This is a genomic window from Rhodobacterales bacterium HKCCA1288 (genome assembly GCA_015693905.1).
In the GTDB taxonomy this organism is placed as follows: domain Bacteria; phylum Pseudomonadota; class Alphaproteobacteria; order Rhodobacterales; family Rhodobacteraceae; genus M30B80.
Genome location: CP065161.1, coordinates 2,409,666 through 2,426,247, shown reverse-complemented (window position 1 = coordinate 2,426,247; position 16,582 = coordinate 2,409,666). Strand labels below are relative to the sequence as shown.

The following is a 16,582-nucleotide window of genomic DNA, read 5'->3' as shown; positions in this document are numbered from 1 at the left end:
AAAGCCAACCAAGGGGCAAATCCATGCGCGCGAATGGCCAAGATACACGCAAGCTCTATGTGGGCGCGAAATTGCGCGAATTGCGTCAAAGGCTTGAGCTGACGCAGAAGGACTTCGCAGCCAAGCTTGGCATTTCCTTGCCCTATCTGAACCAAATGGAAAACAACAACCGCCCGCTCTCGACCGTGGTTGTTTTGGCCTTGGCGCAGGAATTTGGTTTTGATGTGACTGAACTGACCTCGGGCGATGCGGAACGCCTGATCTCTGATATGCGCGAGGCCTTGGCAGACCCCGTTTTCACGGATGGCCAACCTGCGCTGACCGATCTGAGGCTGGCCGCCTCAAACGCGCCCGCGCTTGCCCGTAGTTTCCTCTCCCTGCATCGCGCCTATCGTCAGGCGCAAGAGCGCCTCGCCTCCTTGGATGAGGCATTGGGCCGCGATGGCAGCGGCGCTGCCCCCTCACCTTGGGAGGAGGTGCGGGATTTCTTCCATTATTGCGACAATTACATTGATGCCGTGGATCATGCCGCCGAACGTTTTGCCGCGAAAGCGCAAGGGGACTTGGCCGCGCATACCGAGGCCATGTTGGCCGCGCAAGGCGTCACAATTCGGCGCGCGACAGATCAGGGATTGCGCCGTTATGACACCGAAACGCGCGTTTTAACGCTGTCGCCACGCGCCGCGCCCGAAACACAGCGCTTTCAATTGCTGCATCAATACGCGCTTTTGGGGCAGGCGCAGTTGTTGGACGCAACGCTTGATTTCGCTCGGTTCCAATCGGAGACAGCCCGCGCCATTGCCCAAGTCGGCATGGCCAATTATTTCGCGGGCGCTGTGTTAATGCCCTATACCCGTTTTGCCGAGGCCGCGCGCACCACCCGCCATGATCTAGAACGCCTGTCGATCCAGTTTGGCGCTTCAATTGAACAAGTTGCCCATCGTCTGGCCACCCTACAAAGACCAGGGGCCAAAGGGGTGCCGTTTTTCTTTACCCGTGTCGATCAAGCAGGCACGATCACTAAGCGCCATTCTGCGACACGCTTTCAATTCGCGCGCTTTGGCGGGGCTTGCCCTTTGTGGAATGTCCATCAGGCTTTTGAAACACCGACCCAATTCTTGCGTCAATTGGCCGAAACGCCTGACGGGGTGCGCTATTTCATTTTGGCGCGGGATGTTTCGAAATCAGGCGGGGCATGGGGCGCACCGTTGCGCCGCTTTGCGATCTCTTTGGGCTGCGAGGTGAAACATGCCAAGGAATTGATCTATGCCGATGGCATGCCCTTGGACGATGATGGGGCCTATCAGCCCATCGGGATTTCCTGCCGCATTTGCGAACGGCAAAATTGTCACCAACGCTCCGTGCCGCCTCTCGAAGGAAAACTGCGCGTTGATCCGCATGAACGCGGCACACTGCCCTATCGCCTCGAAACTTAGGCCATGCAGAATTGACGGCTGACCACCCTAGGATATAGGATTTTCGCAACACAGTGACGGAGATGACATCCATGGAATTAGCAGCCTCTCGTATTTTGAACGCAGACCGCGCAACCGTTTGGGCGGCGCTGAATTCCGCCGAGGTGCTCAAGGCGTGCATCCCAGGATGCGAGGAATTGACAGGCAGCCCTGAGGAAGGCTTCGCCGCTACAGTCAAACAGAAGGTTGGGCCTGTTTCAGCAACCTTTAAGGGCGAGGTCACGCTTTCCGATATCGTTCCGCTTGAAAGCTACACGATCACAGGCGAAGGCAAAGGCGGTGTTGCGGGCTTTGCCAAAGGGGGCGCGAAAGTGGCCTTATCCGATGCCGAGGGCGGTGGCACCGAACTGACCTATGAGGTCGAGGCCAAAGTTGGAGGTAAAATCGCACAACTTGGCTCGCGCTTGATTGATAGCTTTGCCACTAAAATGGCTGATCAATTCTTTGAACGCTTTCAGGCGCAGGTCGAAGGCACTGCTGAGGGCTAAGGCGGGGGGCCAATCAGGCCCACCCCCAAATTTTCAATCTGCGATTACGCCGCCGCCAACATGGCGGCGATTTCGTCTTTGAGACGCATCCGCTCCTTGCGCAGCGCCATTTCAGCCAATTCTTCCAATGGCTCAACACCTGTCTCGGCACGATGCACGGCGCGGTTCACCTCATGATAATCAGCCGCCAGTTTTGCAAAATGCGCGTTTTGGGTTTTCAGCTCATGGATTTTCTCAGCATCCTGTGGAAAATCTTCGGCCAGTTCATGCGGGGTGTTCGACATCGGTTCGCGTCCTTTTACCATTACAGTCACGCCCCATCTAAATCCCCAGACAGGCAGCGGTCTTTGCGCTAAATCAAATGATTGCACTTTGCATGCGCCACAGCTTGGCGCTAGGGTTTCGGCATATAAGGGAGGGACAGAATGGAACATTACGTCAATTGGGGCATTTTGGGCGCATCCAATTTTGCACTAAACGAGATGGCACCTGCGCTGCATCTGGCGGGGCGTGGGCGTTTGGCGGGAATTGCCACGCGCGATGTCGGCAAGGCCGCGCCCTTCACTCGGATCGCCCCTGACCTGAACGTGCATGACAGCTATGACGCGCTCTTGGCGGATCCGATGATTGATGCGGTCTATATTCCGCTGCCCCATACGATGCATGTTGAATGGGGGATCAAAGCCCTCCAAGCGGGCAAGCATGTTTTGGTTGAAAAACCAACCGCGATGACCGCGCCCGAAATCCAACCTTTGATCGAAGCCCGCGATAAATCAGGTCTGGTTGCCAGCGAGGCCTTTATGATCGTGCATCACCCGCAATGGCAAATGGCCCGAGAGATTATTACATCGGGCCAATTGGGGCAGCTGCAGCGCGTGCGTGCGGCCTTTACCTATAACAATGCGGCCGATACCCAGAACATCCGCAATAAGGCGGCCATGGGTGGCGGATCATTGCCCGATATCGGGGTTTACACCATCGGCTCGACCCGTTTTGCAACAGGTGGAACCTTACGCGAGATTTATAACGCGAAAATCGAATATGAGGGCGATTGTGAAGTTACCGCAGAGGCGCGGGCAGGCTTTGATGGGTTTGATGCGCAATGGCTCACCTCAATGCGGATGCACCCGTTCCAAGAGGTCACCTTCCACGGCAGCGATGGGGTTTTGCGCGTCCCAACCCCCTATAATGCGGGCGTGTTCGACCAAGCCCGCCTCGTGATTGAAACAGGGATGGAGCGCCGCGAAATCCGCTTCCCCAAGGTCAATCAATATGTGTTGCAGGTGGAAAATCTGAATGCGGCCATTTTGGATGGCGCCGCGCTCAAATGGCGACTTGAGGATGCGGTAGAAACCCAAGAAACGATTGACGCAATCCGCGCCAAGGCGGGGTAAGAAAAAAGGGGCCACGCATCCGCGCGGCCCCTTTTTCTTTGGCTGTGGTGGCGCGGGGTTATTCCATCGCCTCTAGCTCATCAATCATGCTTTCAATCATAGACAGGCCCTTATCCCAAAACGCAGGGTCAGAGGCGTCAAGCCCAAAGGGCGCAAGCAGGTCTTTGTGATGCTTTGACCCGCCTGCCTTTAGCATATCGAAATACTTCTCCTCAAACCCGTCTTGGCCCTCCTCATAAGCCGCATAAAGTGCGTTCACCAGCCCATCGCCAAAGGCATAGGCATATACGTAGAAGGGCGAATGCACGAAATGCGGGATATAGGCCCAGAAGGTTTCATAGCCTTCCATGAAGTTAAACACAGGCCCAAGGCTTTCGGCTTGGACGCTCATCCAAAGCGCGTTGATATCGTCAGGGGTCAACTCCCCCTCGCGCCGCGCCGCATGGAGTTTGCATTCAAAATCATAAAACGCAATTTGCCGCACGACTGTGTTGATCATATCCTCAACCTTGCCCGCCAACATAACCTTGCGCGCAGCTTGATCTTTGGCCTCAGACAACATTCTGCGGAAGGTCAGCATCTCGCCAAAAACGCTTGCCGTCTCCGCCAAGGTCAAAGGCGTGGAGGACAATAATTCCCCCTGCCCTGCCGCCAGACGCTGATGCACGCCGTGGCCCAATTCATGCGCCAAGGTCATCACATCGCGCGGTTTCCCCAGATAGTTGAGCATCACATAGGGATGCGCATCGGCCACAGTGGGATGCGCAAAGGCACCGGGCGCTTTGCCCTCTTTCACCGCCGCGTCAATCCAACCATCGGTGAAAAACGGCTCGGCCAATTCGGCCATGCGCGGATCAAAGGCTGAATAAGCCTCGGTCACAATACGGCGCGCCTCGATCCATGGTACGATGCGCTCATCCTCCATCGGCAGGGGCGCGTTGCGATCCCAGACCTCTAAGGTCTCAAGGCCCAGCCACTTGGCCTTAAGCGCGTAATAGCGGTGCGAAATGCGCGGATAGGCCGCCACGACCGCGTTGCGTAGCGCCTCGACCACCTCGGGCTCGACATGGTTGGCCAAATGCCGTGCCGCCTGCGCGGAGGGCAATTTGCGCCACCGATCCTCGATCTCTTTTTCTTTGGCCAAAGTGTTATGCACCCGCGCAAAGAGGGGTAATTGCGCAGTGAACCCCTTTACCAAGGCGCGCGCACCCGCCTCGCGCTTGGCGCGGTTCTGCTCAGATAGGCAATTGAGCGTGGCCTCAATCCCCATCACTTCGCCATCCACCTCAAAGCTCATGCCTGCGATCGTTTCGTCAAAAAGACGGTTCCATGCAGCCGCCCCCACGACCGATTGGTCATGCAGGAATTTCTCCATCTCGTCAGACAGCTGATAGGGCTTCATCGCGCGCATCCGATCAAAGACGGGGCGATACCGCGCCAGTTCGGCATTCGCAGCCAACAACGCCTCAAGATGGGCTTCGTCCAAACGGTTAAACTCAAGGCTAAAGAATACCAGCGCAGTGGTCGCGTTGGTGATCTTGTCCTGACAATCGGACATGAATTTCGCGCGGCCTGCATCAGTGGTTTTTTGGTAATAGCGCAAACCTGCAAAGGACATGATCCGCCCTGCCACCATGTCGATCTTTTCATAGCGCAGCACGCAATCCAGCATGGCCTTGGCATCGAGATTGGCCAATTTGCCCTCGTAATCCGCGGCAAATGCCGCGCATTCTTTGGTCAAAAATTCCATGTCGCGTTTGAGTTCGGGCGCATCAACCGATGGGTAAAGGTCGCTCAAATCCCATTCGGGCAAATCCGCCCATGCCCCGCCACCTGTCTCAGACTGGGCATCGAATTGGCGGGGATCGGTATGATGGGTCATGTCACTGCCTTTGATAAACTGCGAAATATCTTTCCCAAGATATGCGGTGCAAACCCCGCGCCCTCAACCCCTAAGGCGCAGATTTCCTCTCAGGGCGCCAAGTTAAAGGTCAAGATCAACCACAACGGGGAAGTGATCGGATGCCACCAACAGCGCTGTGCGCAGATCAATATCCGCGTAGCAGGCGGCATCCTCGAACGGATGCCAGATGCGCCACTGCCCCCGTTTGGCGCGCAAATCGGGGCTAACCATGATATAATCTAGCAGCGCTGACAGATAGCGCTTTTCCTCTGGGATATAAAACCGCGCGCTGGTTTGTGTTGCCGCAGTTAGGCTTTGCAGCGCGCGCGCGGCATGCGGATCAAACAATTGTTGCGCCCGCGGCAGATCGCAGCCCAAAACAATCTCAAGCGAGGAGCGCCCAAACAGTTTTTCATATTCATCCAAACCTGGCCCGTCATTGAAATCGCCCATCACAATCAAGGGATCACCTGCGGCCAAATGGTCATCAACACGGGCACGCAACCAGATCGCTTGGGCCAGTTGTTTGCGCCGATTGGCGATGGCGAGGCGCATCACCTCCTCGGGGCTACGGGCCCCATGCGGGGCTTTGGATTTCACATGAACACCGATCATGCGCATTGCGCCTTTAGCGGTTGTCACGGCGACCTCAAGCGGCGGCTTGGAAAAGCCAATCACATCGGCGCGCGCATCAATATCGAGATCAATTCGGAATTTTCCGTCAAACCGCGGCGCGGCCTCGCTCGCCACGGGATCATGGCGCACATCCATCTGATCAGGATCATACAAAAGCGCAATTTGCTGTTGTGTGTCGTTATCAAATCCTTTGATAGCCTTACGGCAGCGCAGCTCAAATCGGGCCGCAAAATTTTCAAGGGCACGCACTGTGTCGCGGGATTTTTTGGTGTCTGGGGCTTCGATGATCATCACCGCATCGGCATTTAGCTCGATGAAAACCCGCCCCAAGGCCCGCACTTGATCCGCGCGGGTGATTTTATAGCGCGATGACCATGTGCCATCTTCAAGCAAGCTGCCATCATCCGAAAACAGCGCATCAAACCATTCGACATTGTAGCTGGCGAAGCGCATCTATCCCCCCTGTCGGGTCTGGGATTTTACAATCTCATCATAGGCGCGGTTGATCGCCGCCATTTTATGAGCAGCAAGGTTAACCGCTTCGGGCGGCACGCCACGGGCCTGCATCTGGTCTGGGTGGTTTTCCCGCACAAGCGCGCGATAGCGGCTGCGAATGTCCTGTGCACTGGCCTCAGGGGATATGCCCAAAATGGCAAAAGGGTCTTGCGGCGCATCTGGGATAAATGTTGCGCGCAGGGCGGAAAACCGCGCAGGCGAAATTCCAAAAATCTCGGCCACTCGCGCCAAAAATTCATCCTCAGCGGGGTGATAGTGACCATCGGCTTGGGCGATATGAAACAGACCTGAAAGCAGATCCTCTAAAATTGGCGCAGCGGGCTCAAACATCCGTGCGATGCGGCGCGCGTAATCCTGAAATCCTGCTACATCCTCGCGCGCTAGGTTGAAAACACGCGCGGCAGCAGCGGTATCCGCCGCAGGAATATGGAACACTTGCCGAAAGGCTGCGACCTCATCACGGGTGACTTGACCATCCGCCTTGGCCATTTTTGCCCCAAGCGCGATGACTGCGATGGTAAAGGCCACACTGCGCTCGGGCGGACGGCGCAGGCGCTCGAACAGAACCGAGAGGCTTTCACCACGGGCGAGGGCGGATATGGCATCCGATATTTTGGCCCAGATCGACATGGGCCTAGCCATAGCTTGTTTGGCAGGGCTTGTCAGAGTTTTTTGGGCTTTTGCCGCCACTCAAAGATCTTTCTGCATCAAGACCAGATCGTGCCAGCGTTCAAATTTCCACCCCATGCGCGGCATCCGCCCCGTTTCGGTATATCCCATGGATTTATGAAATTTCTGCGCGATGTCATTTTCGCCACCAATACCCGCAACGAAACGCGCGATGCCTGCCTTTCGCCCTTCGTCCTCAAGGGCCGATAGGAGGCGGGGGCCGAGCCCGCGTGCGCGCGCCGATGGGGCCATCAAGATCGTATGTTCTGCGATAAACCTATAACCATCCCCCCCGCGAAACGGGCCAAAGCGCGCGAACCCAATGACCCGCGCCCCTTCAACCATCACAAGAGCGCATTGATCGGTGAGGATATGTTCCACATCTTCAACCGTCTTGAGCGTGCTTGTGAATGTATAGGCCGTGTCACGGATCACATGGTTCCAAATCTCAAGGATCGAAGGAATATGCGCGGCACGGGCGGGACAAATTTCTGGGGTCATTTTGAAGGTGTCGATTGTTGAGAGAACCACAATTTAAAGAACCACAGTGCCAGTTTCGGTCGCAAGCGTTACGGAAATCTTAGGCGTGTCCGCCTTGGCGATAGACAAGCGGGTATCCGCGAAAAGAGGCGCAAGCGCGGCCCGAAGCGCCTCCGCCTGTGGCGTTTCTAGCGCGAGCGCCTCAAGTCGCACCCCAACCTCATTCAGGCGCGTTGCAGGGTGGCCGCCCGATTGCCATTCGATCAGCGCAGGAAACAGGCCATCAAACGGCAAAATCCCATCTTCAGGGATCGTCATGCGCCACCGCAGATCACCACGGCCCAAATTCCAGACCTTGCCCACAGGAAAGGGAATTTGCGCCAAAGCAGCGTCCAAATCTGTCACTGCGCAGACCCAAGACCGCGCCCGCGGCGCGCCAGAGAACCGATCCAAATCAAACCAACGCGGTTGCGAAGGTGCGGGAATGTCTGGGCACGGGGTAATCAGTTCCAAATATTCCGAAGGCCCAAGCCCAATGAGGCGATTATGAGTGCCCATATCCATATGCTGACCGCCGCCTTGAAAGGTCAGGCCATGGGCCGCGGTCAATTCTGCCTCGGCGCCAGCCAAGTCTTCTGCGGCGATTGCCACGTGATCTAATACCATCATCATCTTCAAGTCGCCTTTATGCAGGGTTATGGTCGCGCGCAAACATCCTTGCGCCCTTGCACGACCTTATGATCGTGTTGAATGAAGATTTCGGCGCAAAGGCAAGAGGCAAAAATGACAACCCCGAATGACAAGGCGCTCTTGCGCAAATCTGCCTTCGCCGCGCGTAAATTGGCCCATACCGAATTAGGGCCTGCGCCTGAGGCCGCGACCGCGCGACTTTTGGCTGAAATCGGGCCAGTCGAGGGGGCAATCATCGCCGCGTATATGCCCATCCGCACGGAAATAGACCCCCGCCCTGCAATGGCACGTTTGGGGCAGAAAAATCGCCTCTGCCTTCCCGTAATCGTGGCCAAGGATGCGGCGCTGCTGTTTCGAGAATGGGCTTATGATGGCCCGTTGATCACGGGGGAATTTGGCGCAGAAATCCCGCCAGAAGGGGCAAGCCTGATCCCTGATATCGTGATTGTTCCTTTGGTCGGGTTTGACGATCATGGCCAGCGCCTTGGGTATGGGGGCGGGTTTTACGACCGCAGCCTAGAAGGTCTGCGCGTAGCAAAGCCTAATTTGCGCGCGATTGGCTTTGCCTATAGTGCCCAACGATTTGGCGGCTTGCCCGTTGAGCCAACAGATCAACCCTTGGATGTGGTCGTCACCGAAAGCGGCCTTCACCATGCTGCGCTTGCGCAAAACACCAAAGGGGACTAGGGGTTTCCCCATGAAATGCCTTTTCTTAGGAGATGTGATGGGCCGCGCGGGGCGCGCCGCCATCACCACCCATCTGCCGCGTCTGCGCGAAGACTGGAAACTTGATTTCGTTGTTGTGAATGGCGAGAACGCCACTTCGGGCATGGGACTGTCGGGTGGGCATGCGAAAGATATTCTGGCGGCTGGGGCTGATTGCATAACTTTGGGCGATCATGCGTTTGATCAAAAAGATATGTTTGGCTTTATCGAAAATGAGCCGCGCGTGATACGGCCCCTGAATATCTCGAAAGCGGCACCTGGACAGGGCGCGCGTATTTTCACAGCCCCCGGTGGGCGCAAAGTATTGGTTGCGCAGGCCTTGGGTCAGGTGTTCATGAAACACCCTTATGATGATCCCTTCTCAGCCCTTGATCCGATCCTAAAGTCGCATCCTTTGGGCGGCATGGTGCAAGCGGTCATCGTGGATTTCCACGCTGAAGCGACATCCGAGAAAATGGCCATGGGCCATTACTGCAATGGCCGCGCGAGCCTTGTTGTGGGCACCCACACCCATGTGCCGACCGCAGACACGATGATCCTGTCAAATGGCACCGCCTATCAAACAGATGCGGGGATGTGCGGCGATTATGACAGCGTGATCGGGATGGATAAGGCCGAGCCGCTGCGCCGTTTCCTGACCCACATCCCAAAAGAGCGTTTCAGCCCTGCCCTCGGTGAGGCGACCTTATCAGGGGTATACATTGAAACCGATGACCGCACAGGCCGCGCCACTGTCGCGCGCGCGGTGCGGGTCGGCGGCAAGCTGTCTCAGGCAACTGCGTGAATAGGGTGCTTGCGCTCTCCTGATCAGATGGGGAAGATGGGGCTGTGGGCGGGCTGACCTTGGCCCGCACAAGCGAGGGTGCCAATGCTAGACTTGGGACTGACACCAACGGGTGAGGCGATTACAACCCTGATCATTTTGGTTGGGATGTTCATCCTATTCCTGCGCGAGACCTACCCGACCGAGGTGGTGGCCATTGGTGTCGTTGGCCTGCTCCTGGTCACGGGTCTTTTGCCCTATAGTGATGGCTTGGCGGTTTTGTCGAACCCCGCACCATGGACAATTGCGGCCATGTTTATTGTCATGGGGGCTTTGGTGCGAACAGGGTCGCTTGATCGGGTGACGCGTTTGGCGGAAACCACGGCCAAAACGCATCCGAAATTGGCGGTGACGCTTTTGCTTGGTTTTGCGGCTTTGGCCTCGGCCTTTATCAACAACACGCCCATTGTGGTCATCATGATCCCGATTTTCGTGCAGGTCGCGAAAATCCTCAAACAATCTGCGTCTAAACTTTTGATCCCGCTGTCCTATGCCGCAATCATGGGGGGCACGCTGACATTGATCGGCACATCAACCAATCTTTTGGTCGATGGGGTGGCGCGCAGTCAGGGATTAGAGCCTTTCACGATTTTTGAGGTAACCCCGCTTGGCCTTGTCGTGGTCGCATGGGGCATGATTTACCTTGCCTTAATCGGGCGGCATCTGTTGCCTGATCGCGCCTCTATGGCCACGCTTTTGGGTGGCAATCGGGCCAAAATGAAATTCTTTACCGAAGTGGCCATTCCAGAAGACAGTGCGCTGATCGGGCAAAATGTCACCGAGGTCGAGCTGTTTACCCGAGACGGGGTGCGTTTGATTGACGTTTTGCGCGGGGATGCCTCGCTGCGGCGCAACATGGACGGGGTCACGTTACAGTTGGGCGATCGCGTGGTTTTGCGCACCGAGATGGCCGAGCTGTTGGGGATGCAAAGCTCAAAAGACCTGCGCACGATTGATAAGCTGTCTTCGGTGGAAACCACCACTGTTGAGGTTCTGATTACACCTGGGTGCCGCATGGTGGGCCGATCCCTCGGGTCTATGCGCCTGCGGCGGCGCTATGGCGTTTATCCATTGGCAGCGCATCGGCGGAACCAAAATATCGGTCGGCAATTAGATGACTTGGTTGTGCAAGTGGGCGATACCCTGTTGTTGGAGGGCGATCCCGCCGACATCCAACGCCTTGCAGCTGACATGGACATGGTCGATGTCTCAACCCCATCCGAACGCCCCTATCGCCGCGAGAAAGCCCCAATCGCGCTGTTGGCTATGGCAGGCATCGTGGTTTTGGCCGCGCTGAATTTGGCCCCTATTTTGCCCTTGGCCGTCTTAGCCATGGCCGTGGTTCTGATTGCGCGCTGCATTGACGCCGAGGAAGCGTTCTCTTTTGTCGAAGGACGGCTTTTGGCTTTGATTTTCGCCATGCTGGCTGTTGGCGCAGCGCTTGAACACACGGGCGCCATCGAGCTTTTGGTTGGCAGTCTTGCCCCTTGGCTTGAAAATGTGCCGCCCGTGGTTCTGATTTGGACAATCTACTTCATCACAACACTTCTGACGGAACTGGTGTCCAATAACGCAATCGCCGTGATTATGGCCCCGATTGCCATCGCGCTTGGGCAAACGATGGGGGTGGATCCGCGCCCCTTGGTCGTGGCGGTGATGATTGCAGCCTCTGCCTGTTTTGCGACGCCGATTGGATACCAGACCAATATGCTTGTTTACGGGCCTGGGGGCTATCGCTTTACCGACTATCTCAAAGTGGGTATCCCTTTGAATATATCCTTAGGTGTCGTGGTCTGTTTGACCATTCCTCTGCTTTGGCCACTGTGAAAAGGATGGTTCTTGATGACACGCAATTTTGCACTTGTGCCTTTGGTTTTTGCGCTTTGTGCTTGCGCGCTTTCCCAAGCGAACCCAAACCCTACGGACATCCGCCTGTCGCGTGGTGACTTAGAAGTGCGAATGAGTGATGGAACAACCTGCACCGCAACCGCGCCCGAAGCGGATGTGACGCTGTGGCAAGGGGCGCTTGAGGGCTGCCCTGATGGCTTTGGCTATGTGGTTGAGATTGACCCGCGCAGCAATATCTTGCGCCGCGTGGTCGAATTGGTGGTCAAATCGGTGGCACCCGAAGCAGAGCTTCCCCCAGTGGCAAGCGTGACCATCACAGATGCGCGGGGCCAGACCTACGAATTTGTATCACCCCGCCCCGTGGCTCCCATTCGCTGATCATCCCGAAAGCCGCGCTTGCGCAATCTGGGCCGCAGGGCTAAAACCCCGCGCGAGTTTCAAACACAAGGACGCATGCCATGGCAGGCCATTCAAAATGGGCGAATATTCAGCATCGCAAAGGGCGGCAGGACAAGCTGCGCTCTAAGCTGTTTTCTAAGCTGGCAAAGGAAATCACCGTTGCCGCGAAGATGGGCGACCCCGATCCTGATAAAAACCCACGTTTGCGCCTTGCCGTGAAAGAAGCGAAGTCAAGCTCAGTGCCGAAAGACGTGATTGAGCGCGCGATCAAGAAATCGCAAGGCGGCGATGCGGAGAATTACGAAGAAATCCGTTACGAAGGCTATGGCCCCAATGGCGTTGCGGTCATCGTGGAAGCCATGACAGACAACCGCAATCGCACCGCATCAAATGTGCGTTCGACCTTTAGCAAGAATGGCGGGAATTTGGGCGAAACAGGGTCGGTTTCCTTTATGTTCGACCGCAAAGGTCAGGTCAGCTATCCCGCCTCAGCAGGGGATGCAGATAGCGTCATGATGGCCGCAATTGAGGCCGGGGCCGAGGATGTCGAAAGCAGCGAAGATGGTCATATCATCTGGTGCGCCGACACCGACCTGTCGGATGTTTCGACCGCCCTTGAGGATCAATTGGGGGAATCGGAAAGCACCAAATTGGTCTGGCGTCCCCAGACGACAACACCGCTTGATCTTGACGGGGCGCAGAAGCTGATGAAGCTGATTGATGCGCTTGAAGATGATGACGATGTGCAAACCGTCACAGCGAATTTTGAAATTCCTGACGAGATCATGGATCAACTGTGATCTGATCTGCCCGCATGAGAATTAAAAAAGGCTGGCCATGTGGCCAGCCTTTTTTGCACCTTATTCAGCGGCGTGTTGGCCCTGCCCGTCAGCGCCGGGTCTAACCAATTTTGTAATATCCAAAATATGCAGCAAGGGCAGGTCAGCAGGAAATTCGCCCTCTTCTGCCAAACGGCTGGGAAAACCCACCACATGACACCCCGCATCTTGTGCGGCATAGGCCGCGGCACCGCGATCAACGATTGCCAAAACCTTGTCTGCTGGAACCTCTAGCGCCCTGATGCAGCTTTGCATGGCCTCAGGATGAGGGGCGTGGCGGGTGACATCGCCGCGCAGGATCACAGCGTCAAAGGAAATTCCTTCGCGGGCACGGGCCGTTGCCCCCAAAAGCGCGCGCACAGGCATCAAATCCGAGCGCGAGACAAAGCCAAGACCCCGCCCCCCATGGGCCGCAGCGCGCAGCACATCGCGCACACCCGAACGCAAATGAATGTTCTGAGCCAGTTTCGCTGCAAAGATTTTCTGGTGGGTCGCATCAAGTGCATCAGCACGATGATCTTCACCATGCAGCGCCGCATAGGCCGCCGCCAAATGACGATGCCCCACCTCATGGGTCAGGGATGCATATGTTTCCCATGACCAGAACCAATCTAACCCATGGATCCGAAAGGCCGCGTTCCACGCGGCAAGGTCAAGCTCTGCACAATCGGCCAATGTGCCAAGCCCGCCAAAAATCACCGCATCATAGCCCTGCAACCAGTCAGACATTCACCGCAACTCCTTTGGTTTGACTGAAGCAAATCAACGTAAAGGAACAATGAAATGGCCGACCTTTCTGCATTGCAGCGTGGCAGGCTGGTGCGCGCTTGTGCAAAAAACAAGCGCGATGCCCAAGAAACAGGCAATCCAAAATTCACCTACTTTGTTTGCGGCACCGCTGGCGTGATTTGACGGCGATTCAAGACCGCTTCGCGCCATGTGATAAAGGAAATCGAGCCAATGATAATCGCCCCACCGAAAATCACATAGGGGTCAACCGCCTCGCCAAACACGACAGCCCCCATCGTGGTCGCCCACACAAGTTGAAGGAAGGTCACAGGCTGCGTGACGGTCAAAGGTGCAGCTGCAAAGGCCAAGGTCATGGTGTAATGTCCCGCCGTGGCAAAACAGGCCACAAGGAACAGCCAAAAAATCTGTTCCCATGTGGGTGTGATCCAAACCGCAAAAGCAAAGGGGGCAAGGCCGATGGTCACTGTGACCGACAGCATCCCAACCACCACTGCTGCATCAACCCGATCTGCCATGATCTTGGCGACCAAATAGCCGCCTGCGAAAAACAGGGCCGTGAAAATCATCGCGAAATGCCCCATCGATAATTCGCGAAAGCCCGGGCGCAAGATTACAAGCGCCCCGACAAAGGCCAAAAGCACCGCAAGTGCGCGGCGCAGCGCCATACGCTCGCCCAAGAAAAGCACTGCCATAACAGTGACATAAACAGGGTTCAGATAGTTCATCGCGGTCACTTCAGCGATTGGGATTTGCGTCATCGCATAGAACCAACAAATCACGCCCAAACTGTGCAACGCGCCCCGCAAAGAAAACAGCGCCAGATCCCCCCGCGTCAGGCGCGCGCGCAAAATGGGGCGGATCATCGGGATCAAGAAACCCAAGCCTAAAATATAGCGCAAAAAGGCGGATTGTGCGGGCGGGACATCACTGCCAACATGTTTGACCAAGGCCGTCACCAGAACGAAACAGAGGCCCGTCAACAACATCCACGCCATCCCAATCACGGGGCGCGTGGCTGTTTCTTTTTTGAGGCGTGGGGTGGTCGTCATAGCGCGCATGATGCGCCAATCTCAAAAAACCACAAGCCGCAAAATCCCGCGGGCGTCACGCGATGAAAGTCTTGATTTACCTTCGCATTATTTATAATTATGCCTAATAATTCTATACAAATGCAGGTTTGCCATGTTGGATTATGCTGCGCTTGCGGCTTTTGCTGCTGTCTTGCGGACTGGGTCTTTTGACGCGGCCGCGCAAATCTTGGGCGTCACGCAATCGGCTGTGTCGCAGCGCGTCAAAGCATTGGAGGAACGGCTTGGGTGCAATTTGGTGCAACGCACCCGCCCGGCCCGCCCAACCGAAGCGGGCCAAAGGATGCTGCGCCACATTGACGATGTTACCCTTATGGAAGCTCAGCTGATCAAAGATTTAGGCCTGCTTGCGCCCAATATCAGCGCGCATTTCCGCATCGCTGCCCCAAGCGAGGCGATTAATGGCCTGCTCCTGCGGGCTTTGGGACGCGCGCAAATGCAAAATTTTGAAATCGTGCAGCGCAATTCTGACGATGTGTTGGACTTATTACGGCGCGGCGAGGTGAATGCAGGGATCACAAGCCGCCCTTTGTCGATTTCGGGTGTGGCAAGCTATAGTTTGCCCCCGATGGAAATTGTCGCCTGCGCAAGCCCTGCAATGGTGCGCAATTATCCAGAGGCTGCCATCCTAAAGGCCCCGCGTCTGGTCACCGCGCCAAAATCCTCTCTGCCCGATATTTGGGCCAAGGCACATTTTGGCAATAAGCATGACGCGTTTGGCCCTGCGCGGATCATGCCATCGCTTGGGGATTGCGTGATTGGCGCACAATCGGGGCTTGGCTGGGTCGCGGCCCCGCATGACATGCTCAAAGGCCCCCTTGAAACGGGTAGTTTGGTGCAAATAGGCAGCGGCAGAGCGCGGGCCGAAAAAGCGTTTTACTGGCATCTTCAACAGCGACTTGAAGAGGCCTTTACCCCCCTCATCACAGCCCTGAACGCAGAACCCGCCTGAACGCAGGTTAGGCGGGAATGATCCCGCCTTCAACGGCCAGTTCACGCATTTTCTTTTGCAGCTTTTCAAAGGCACGCACCTCGATCTGGCGCACGCGTTCGCGGCTGACATTGTATTTTCCAGACAGCTCCTCAAGGGTGACAGGCACATCTTGCAGGCGGCGCTGCGCGAGAATCTCACGCTCGCGCTCATTCAAAACTTCCATGGCCTGCTGCATCAAGGCCATACGGCTTTGATACTCATCCCGCTCGGCGTAATCTTCGGCTTGGTTAGCATCCTCATCTTCAAGCCAGTCTTGCCATTGCGTGGCACCCTCGCCATCGCTGCCAATCACCGCATTGAGCGAGGCATCCCCACCCGACAGGCGGCGGTTCATTGAGATCACTTCATCCTCAGTCACACCCAAATCTGTGGCGATTTTGGCGACATTCTCGGGGCGCAAATCGCCCTCCTCCAACACGCCGATCCGCGCCTTCGCCTTGCGCAGATTGAAGAACAGCTTTTTCTGTGCTGATGTCGTACCAAGTTTTACAAGGCTCCAAGAGCGCAGGATGTATTCTTGGATCGCCGCGCGGATCCACCACATCGCATAGGTGGCGAGACGAAACCCTTTTTCGGGATCAAAACGTTTGACTGCCTGCATCAGGCCCACATTGGCCTCAGAGATCACCTCGGCCTGCGGCAAGCCATACCCACGATACCCCATCGCAATTTTAGCCGCCAAACGCAGATGCGATGTGACCAATTGATGGGCGGCTTCGGTATCTTGATCTTCCGCCCAACGCTTGGCCAACATGTATTCTTGTTCGGGCTCAAGCAGGGGGAATTTGCGAATTTCCTGCAAATAGCGGTTCAACCCCTGTTCGGGGGAAGGTGCTGGAAGATTTGCATAGCTGCTCATAAGCA

18 protein-coding genes are annotated in these 16,582 nt (G+C 56.2%); 9 read left to right on the top strand and 9 right to left on the bottom strand.

Annotation, left to right across the window (positions count from 1 at the left end; translation table 11 throughout):
* Positions 1 to 23 precede the first annotated feature (23 nt).
* The gene (locus I3V23_11950; protein ID QPI85245.1) at positions 24 to 1,436 is read left to right on the top strand and encodes a DUF2083 domain-containing protein; all 1,413 of its coding nucleotides are present in this window, start codon (positions 24 to 26) and stop codon (positions 1,434 to 1,436) included.
* Between the two features lie 71 nt (positions 1,437 to 1,507).
* Positions 1,508 to 1,963, top strand: a complete 456-nt coding sequence (locus I3V23_11945) for a carbon monoxide dehydrogenase subunit G (GenBank protein ID QPI85244.1) — start codon at positions 1,508 to 1,510, stop codon at positions 1,961 to 1,963.
* Positions 1,964 to 2,007: 44 nt separating this feature from the next.
* Here the strand turns inward: I3V23_11945 and I3V23_11940 are convergent, their stop codons facing one another.
* Complete coding sequence (locus I3V23_11940) at positions 2,008 to 2,247, bottom strand: DUF465 domain-containing protein (GenBank protein ID QPI85243.1); 240 nt, start codon at positions 2,245 to 2,247, stop codon at positions 2,008 to 2,010.
* A 141-nt stretch (positions 2,248 to 2,388) separates the two neighbouring features.
* On the opposite strand from I3V23_11940, the gene I3V23_11935 reads away from it, so the two are divergent.
* Complete coding sequence (locus I3V23_11935) at positions 2,389 to 3,357, top strand: Gfo/Idh/MocA family oxidoreductase (protein ID QPI85242.1); 969 nt, start codon at positions 2,389 to 2,391, stop codon at positions 3,355 to 3,357.
* A 58-nt stretch (positions 3,358 to 3,415) separates the two neighbouring features.
* Here the strand turns inward: I3V23_11935 and I3V23_11930 are convergent, their stop codons facing one another.
* The 5 genes from I3V23_11930 to I3V23_11910 all read right to left on the bottom strand — a co-directional run bounded on the left by I3V23_11930 (position 3,416) and on the right by I3V23_11910 (position 8,230).
* Positions 3,416 to 5,239, bottom strand: coding sequence for a M3 family oligoendopeptidase (locus I3V23_11930; protein QPI85241.1), 1,824 nt, complete (start codon positions 5,237 to 5,239; stop codon positions 3,416 to 3,418).
* A gap of 102 nt (positions 5,240 to 5,341) precedes the next feature.
* Positions 5,342 to 6,349 carry an endonuclease/exonuclease/phosphatase family protein gene (locus I3V23_11925; GenBank protein ID QPI85240.1) on the bottom strand — a complete coding sequence of 336 codons (1,008 nt, stop codon included), beginning with the start codon at positions 6,347 to 6,349 and terminating at the stop codon, positions 5,342 to 5,344.
* Positions 6,350 to 7,042, bottom strand: coding sequence for a molecular chaperone DjiA (locus I3V23_11920; protein QPI85239.1), 693 nt, complete (start codon positions 7,040 to 7,042; stop codon positions 6,350 to 6,352).
* 60 nt (positions 7,043 to 7,102) lie between these two features.
* Positions 7,103 to 7,582, bottom strand: a complete 480-nt coding sequence (locus I3V23_11915) for an N-acetyltransferase (GenBank protein ID QPI85238.1) — start codon at positions 7,580 to 7,582, stop codon at positions 7,103 to 7,105.
* 33 nt (positions 7,583 to 7,615) lie between these two features.
* A complete protein-coding gene (locus I3V23_11910; protein QPI86824.1) occupies positions 7,616 to 8,230 on the bottom strand; it encodes a VOC family protein in 615 nt (204 codons plus the stop codon).
* A 114-nt stretch (positions 8,231 to 8,344) separates the two neighbouring features.
* Here I3V23_11910 and I3V23_11905 point away from each other — a divergent pair, with 114 nt between their 5' ends.
* The 5 genes from I3V23_11905 (at position 8,345) to I3V23_11885 (ending at position 12,847) form a co-directional block, all read left to right on the top strand.
* Positions 8,345 to 8,938 (top strand): 5-formyltetrahydrofolate cyclo-ligase, encoded by a 594-nt coding sequence (locus I3V23_11905; GenBank protein QPI85237.1) that lies wholly within the window; start codon positions 8,345 to 8,347, stop codon positions 8,936 to 8,938.
* Positions 8,939 to 8,948: 10 nt separating this feature from the next.
* Complete coding sequence (locus tag I3V23_11900; GenBank protein QPI85236.1) at positions 8,949 to 9,761, top strand: TIGR00282 family metallophosphoesterase; 813 nt, start codon at positions 8,949 to 8,951, stop codon at positions 9,759 to 9,761.
* Between the two features lie 84 nt (positions 9,762 to 9,845).
* Positions 9,846 to 11,627: an SLC13 family permease gene (locus I3V23_11895; GenBank protein ID QPI85235.1), complete on the top strand. Its 1,782-nt coding sequence runs from the start codon at positions 9,846 to 9,848 to the stop codon at positions 11,625 to 11,627.
* A gap of 15 nt (positions 11,628 to 11,642) precedes the next feature.
* On the top strand, positions 11,643 to 12,026 hold the full coding sequence (locus I3V23_11890) for a hypothetical protein (GenBank protein ID QPI85234.1): 384 nt from the start codon (positions 11,643 to 11,645) through the stop codon (positions 12,024 to 12,026).
* Between the two features lie 80 nt (positions 12,027 to 12,106).
* Positions 12,107 to 12,847, top strand: a complete 741-nt coding sequence (locus tag I3V23_11885) for a YebC/PmpR family DNA-binding transcriptional regulator (protein ID QPI85233.1) — start codon at positions 12,107 to 12,109, stop codon at positions 12,845 to 12,847.
* Positions 12,848 to 12,907: 60 nt separating this feature from the next.
* On the opposite strand, the gene I3V23_11880 is transcribed toward I3V23_11885, so the two are convergent.
* Positions 12,908 to 13,615 (bottom strand): HAD hydrolase-like protein, encoded by a 708-nt coding sequence (locus tag I3V23_11880; protein ID QPI85232.1) that lies wholly within the window; start codon positions 13,613 to 13,615, stop codon positions 12,908 to 12,910.
* Positions 13,616 to 13,764: 149 nt separating this feature from the next.
* Entirely contained in the window at positions 13,765 to 14,622 is an 858-nt protein-coding gene (locus I3V23_11875) for a DMT family transporter (GenBank protein ID QPI86823.1), read from the bottom strand.
* A 196-nt stretch (positions 14,623 to 14,818) separates the two neighbouring features.
* Here I3V23_11875 and I3V23_11870 point away from each other — a divergent pair, with 196 nt between their 5' ends.
* Positions 14,819 to 15,676, top strand: a complete 858-nt coding sequence (locus I3V23_11870; GenBank protein QPI85231.1) for a LysR family transcriptional regulator — start codon at positions 14,819 to 14,821, stop codon at positions 15,674 to 15,676.
* Between the two features lie 7 nt (positions 15,677 to 15,683).
* On the opposite strand, the gene rpoH is transcribed toward I3V23_11870, so the two are convergent.
* Positions 15,684 to 16,577, bottom strand: a complete 894-nt coding sequence (rpoH, locus tag I3V23_11865) for an RNA polymerase sigma factor RpoH (GenBank protein ID QPI85230.1) — start codon at positions 16,575 to 16,577, stop codon at positions 15,684 to 15,686.
* Between the last annotated feature and the right edge of the window lie 5 nt (positions 16,578 to 16,582).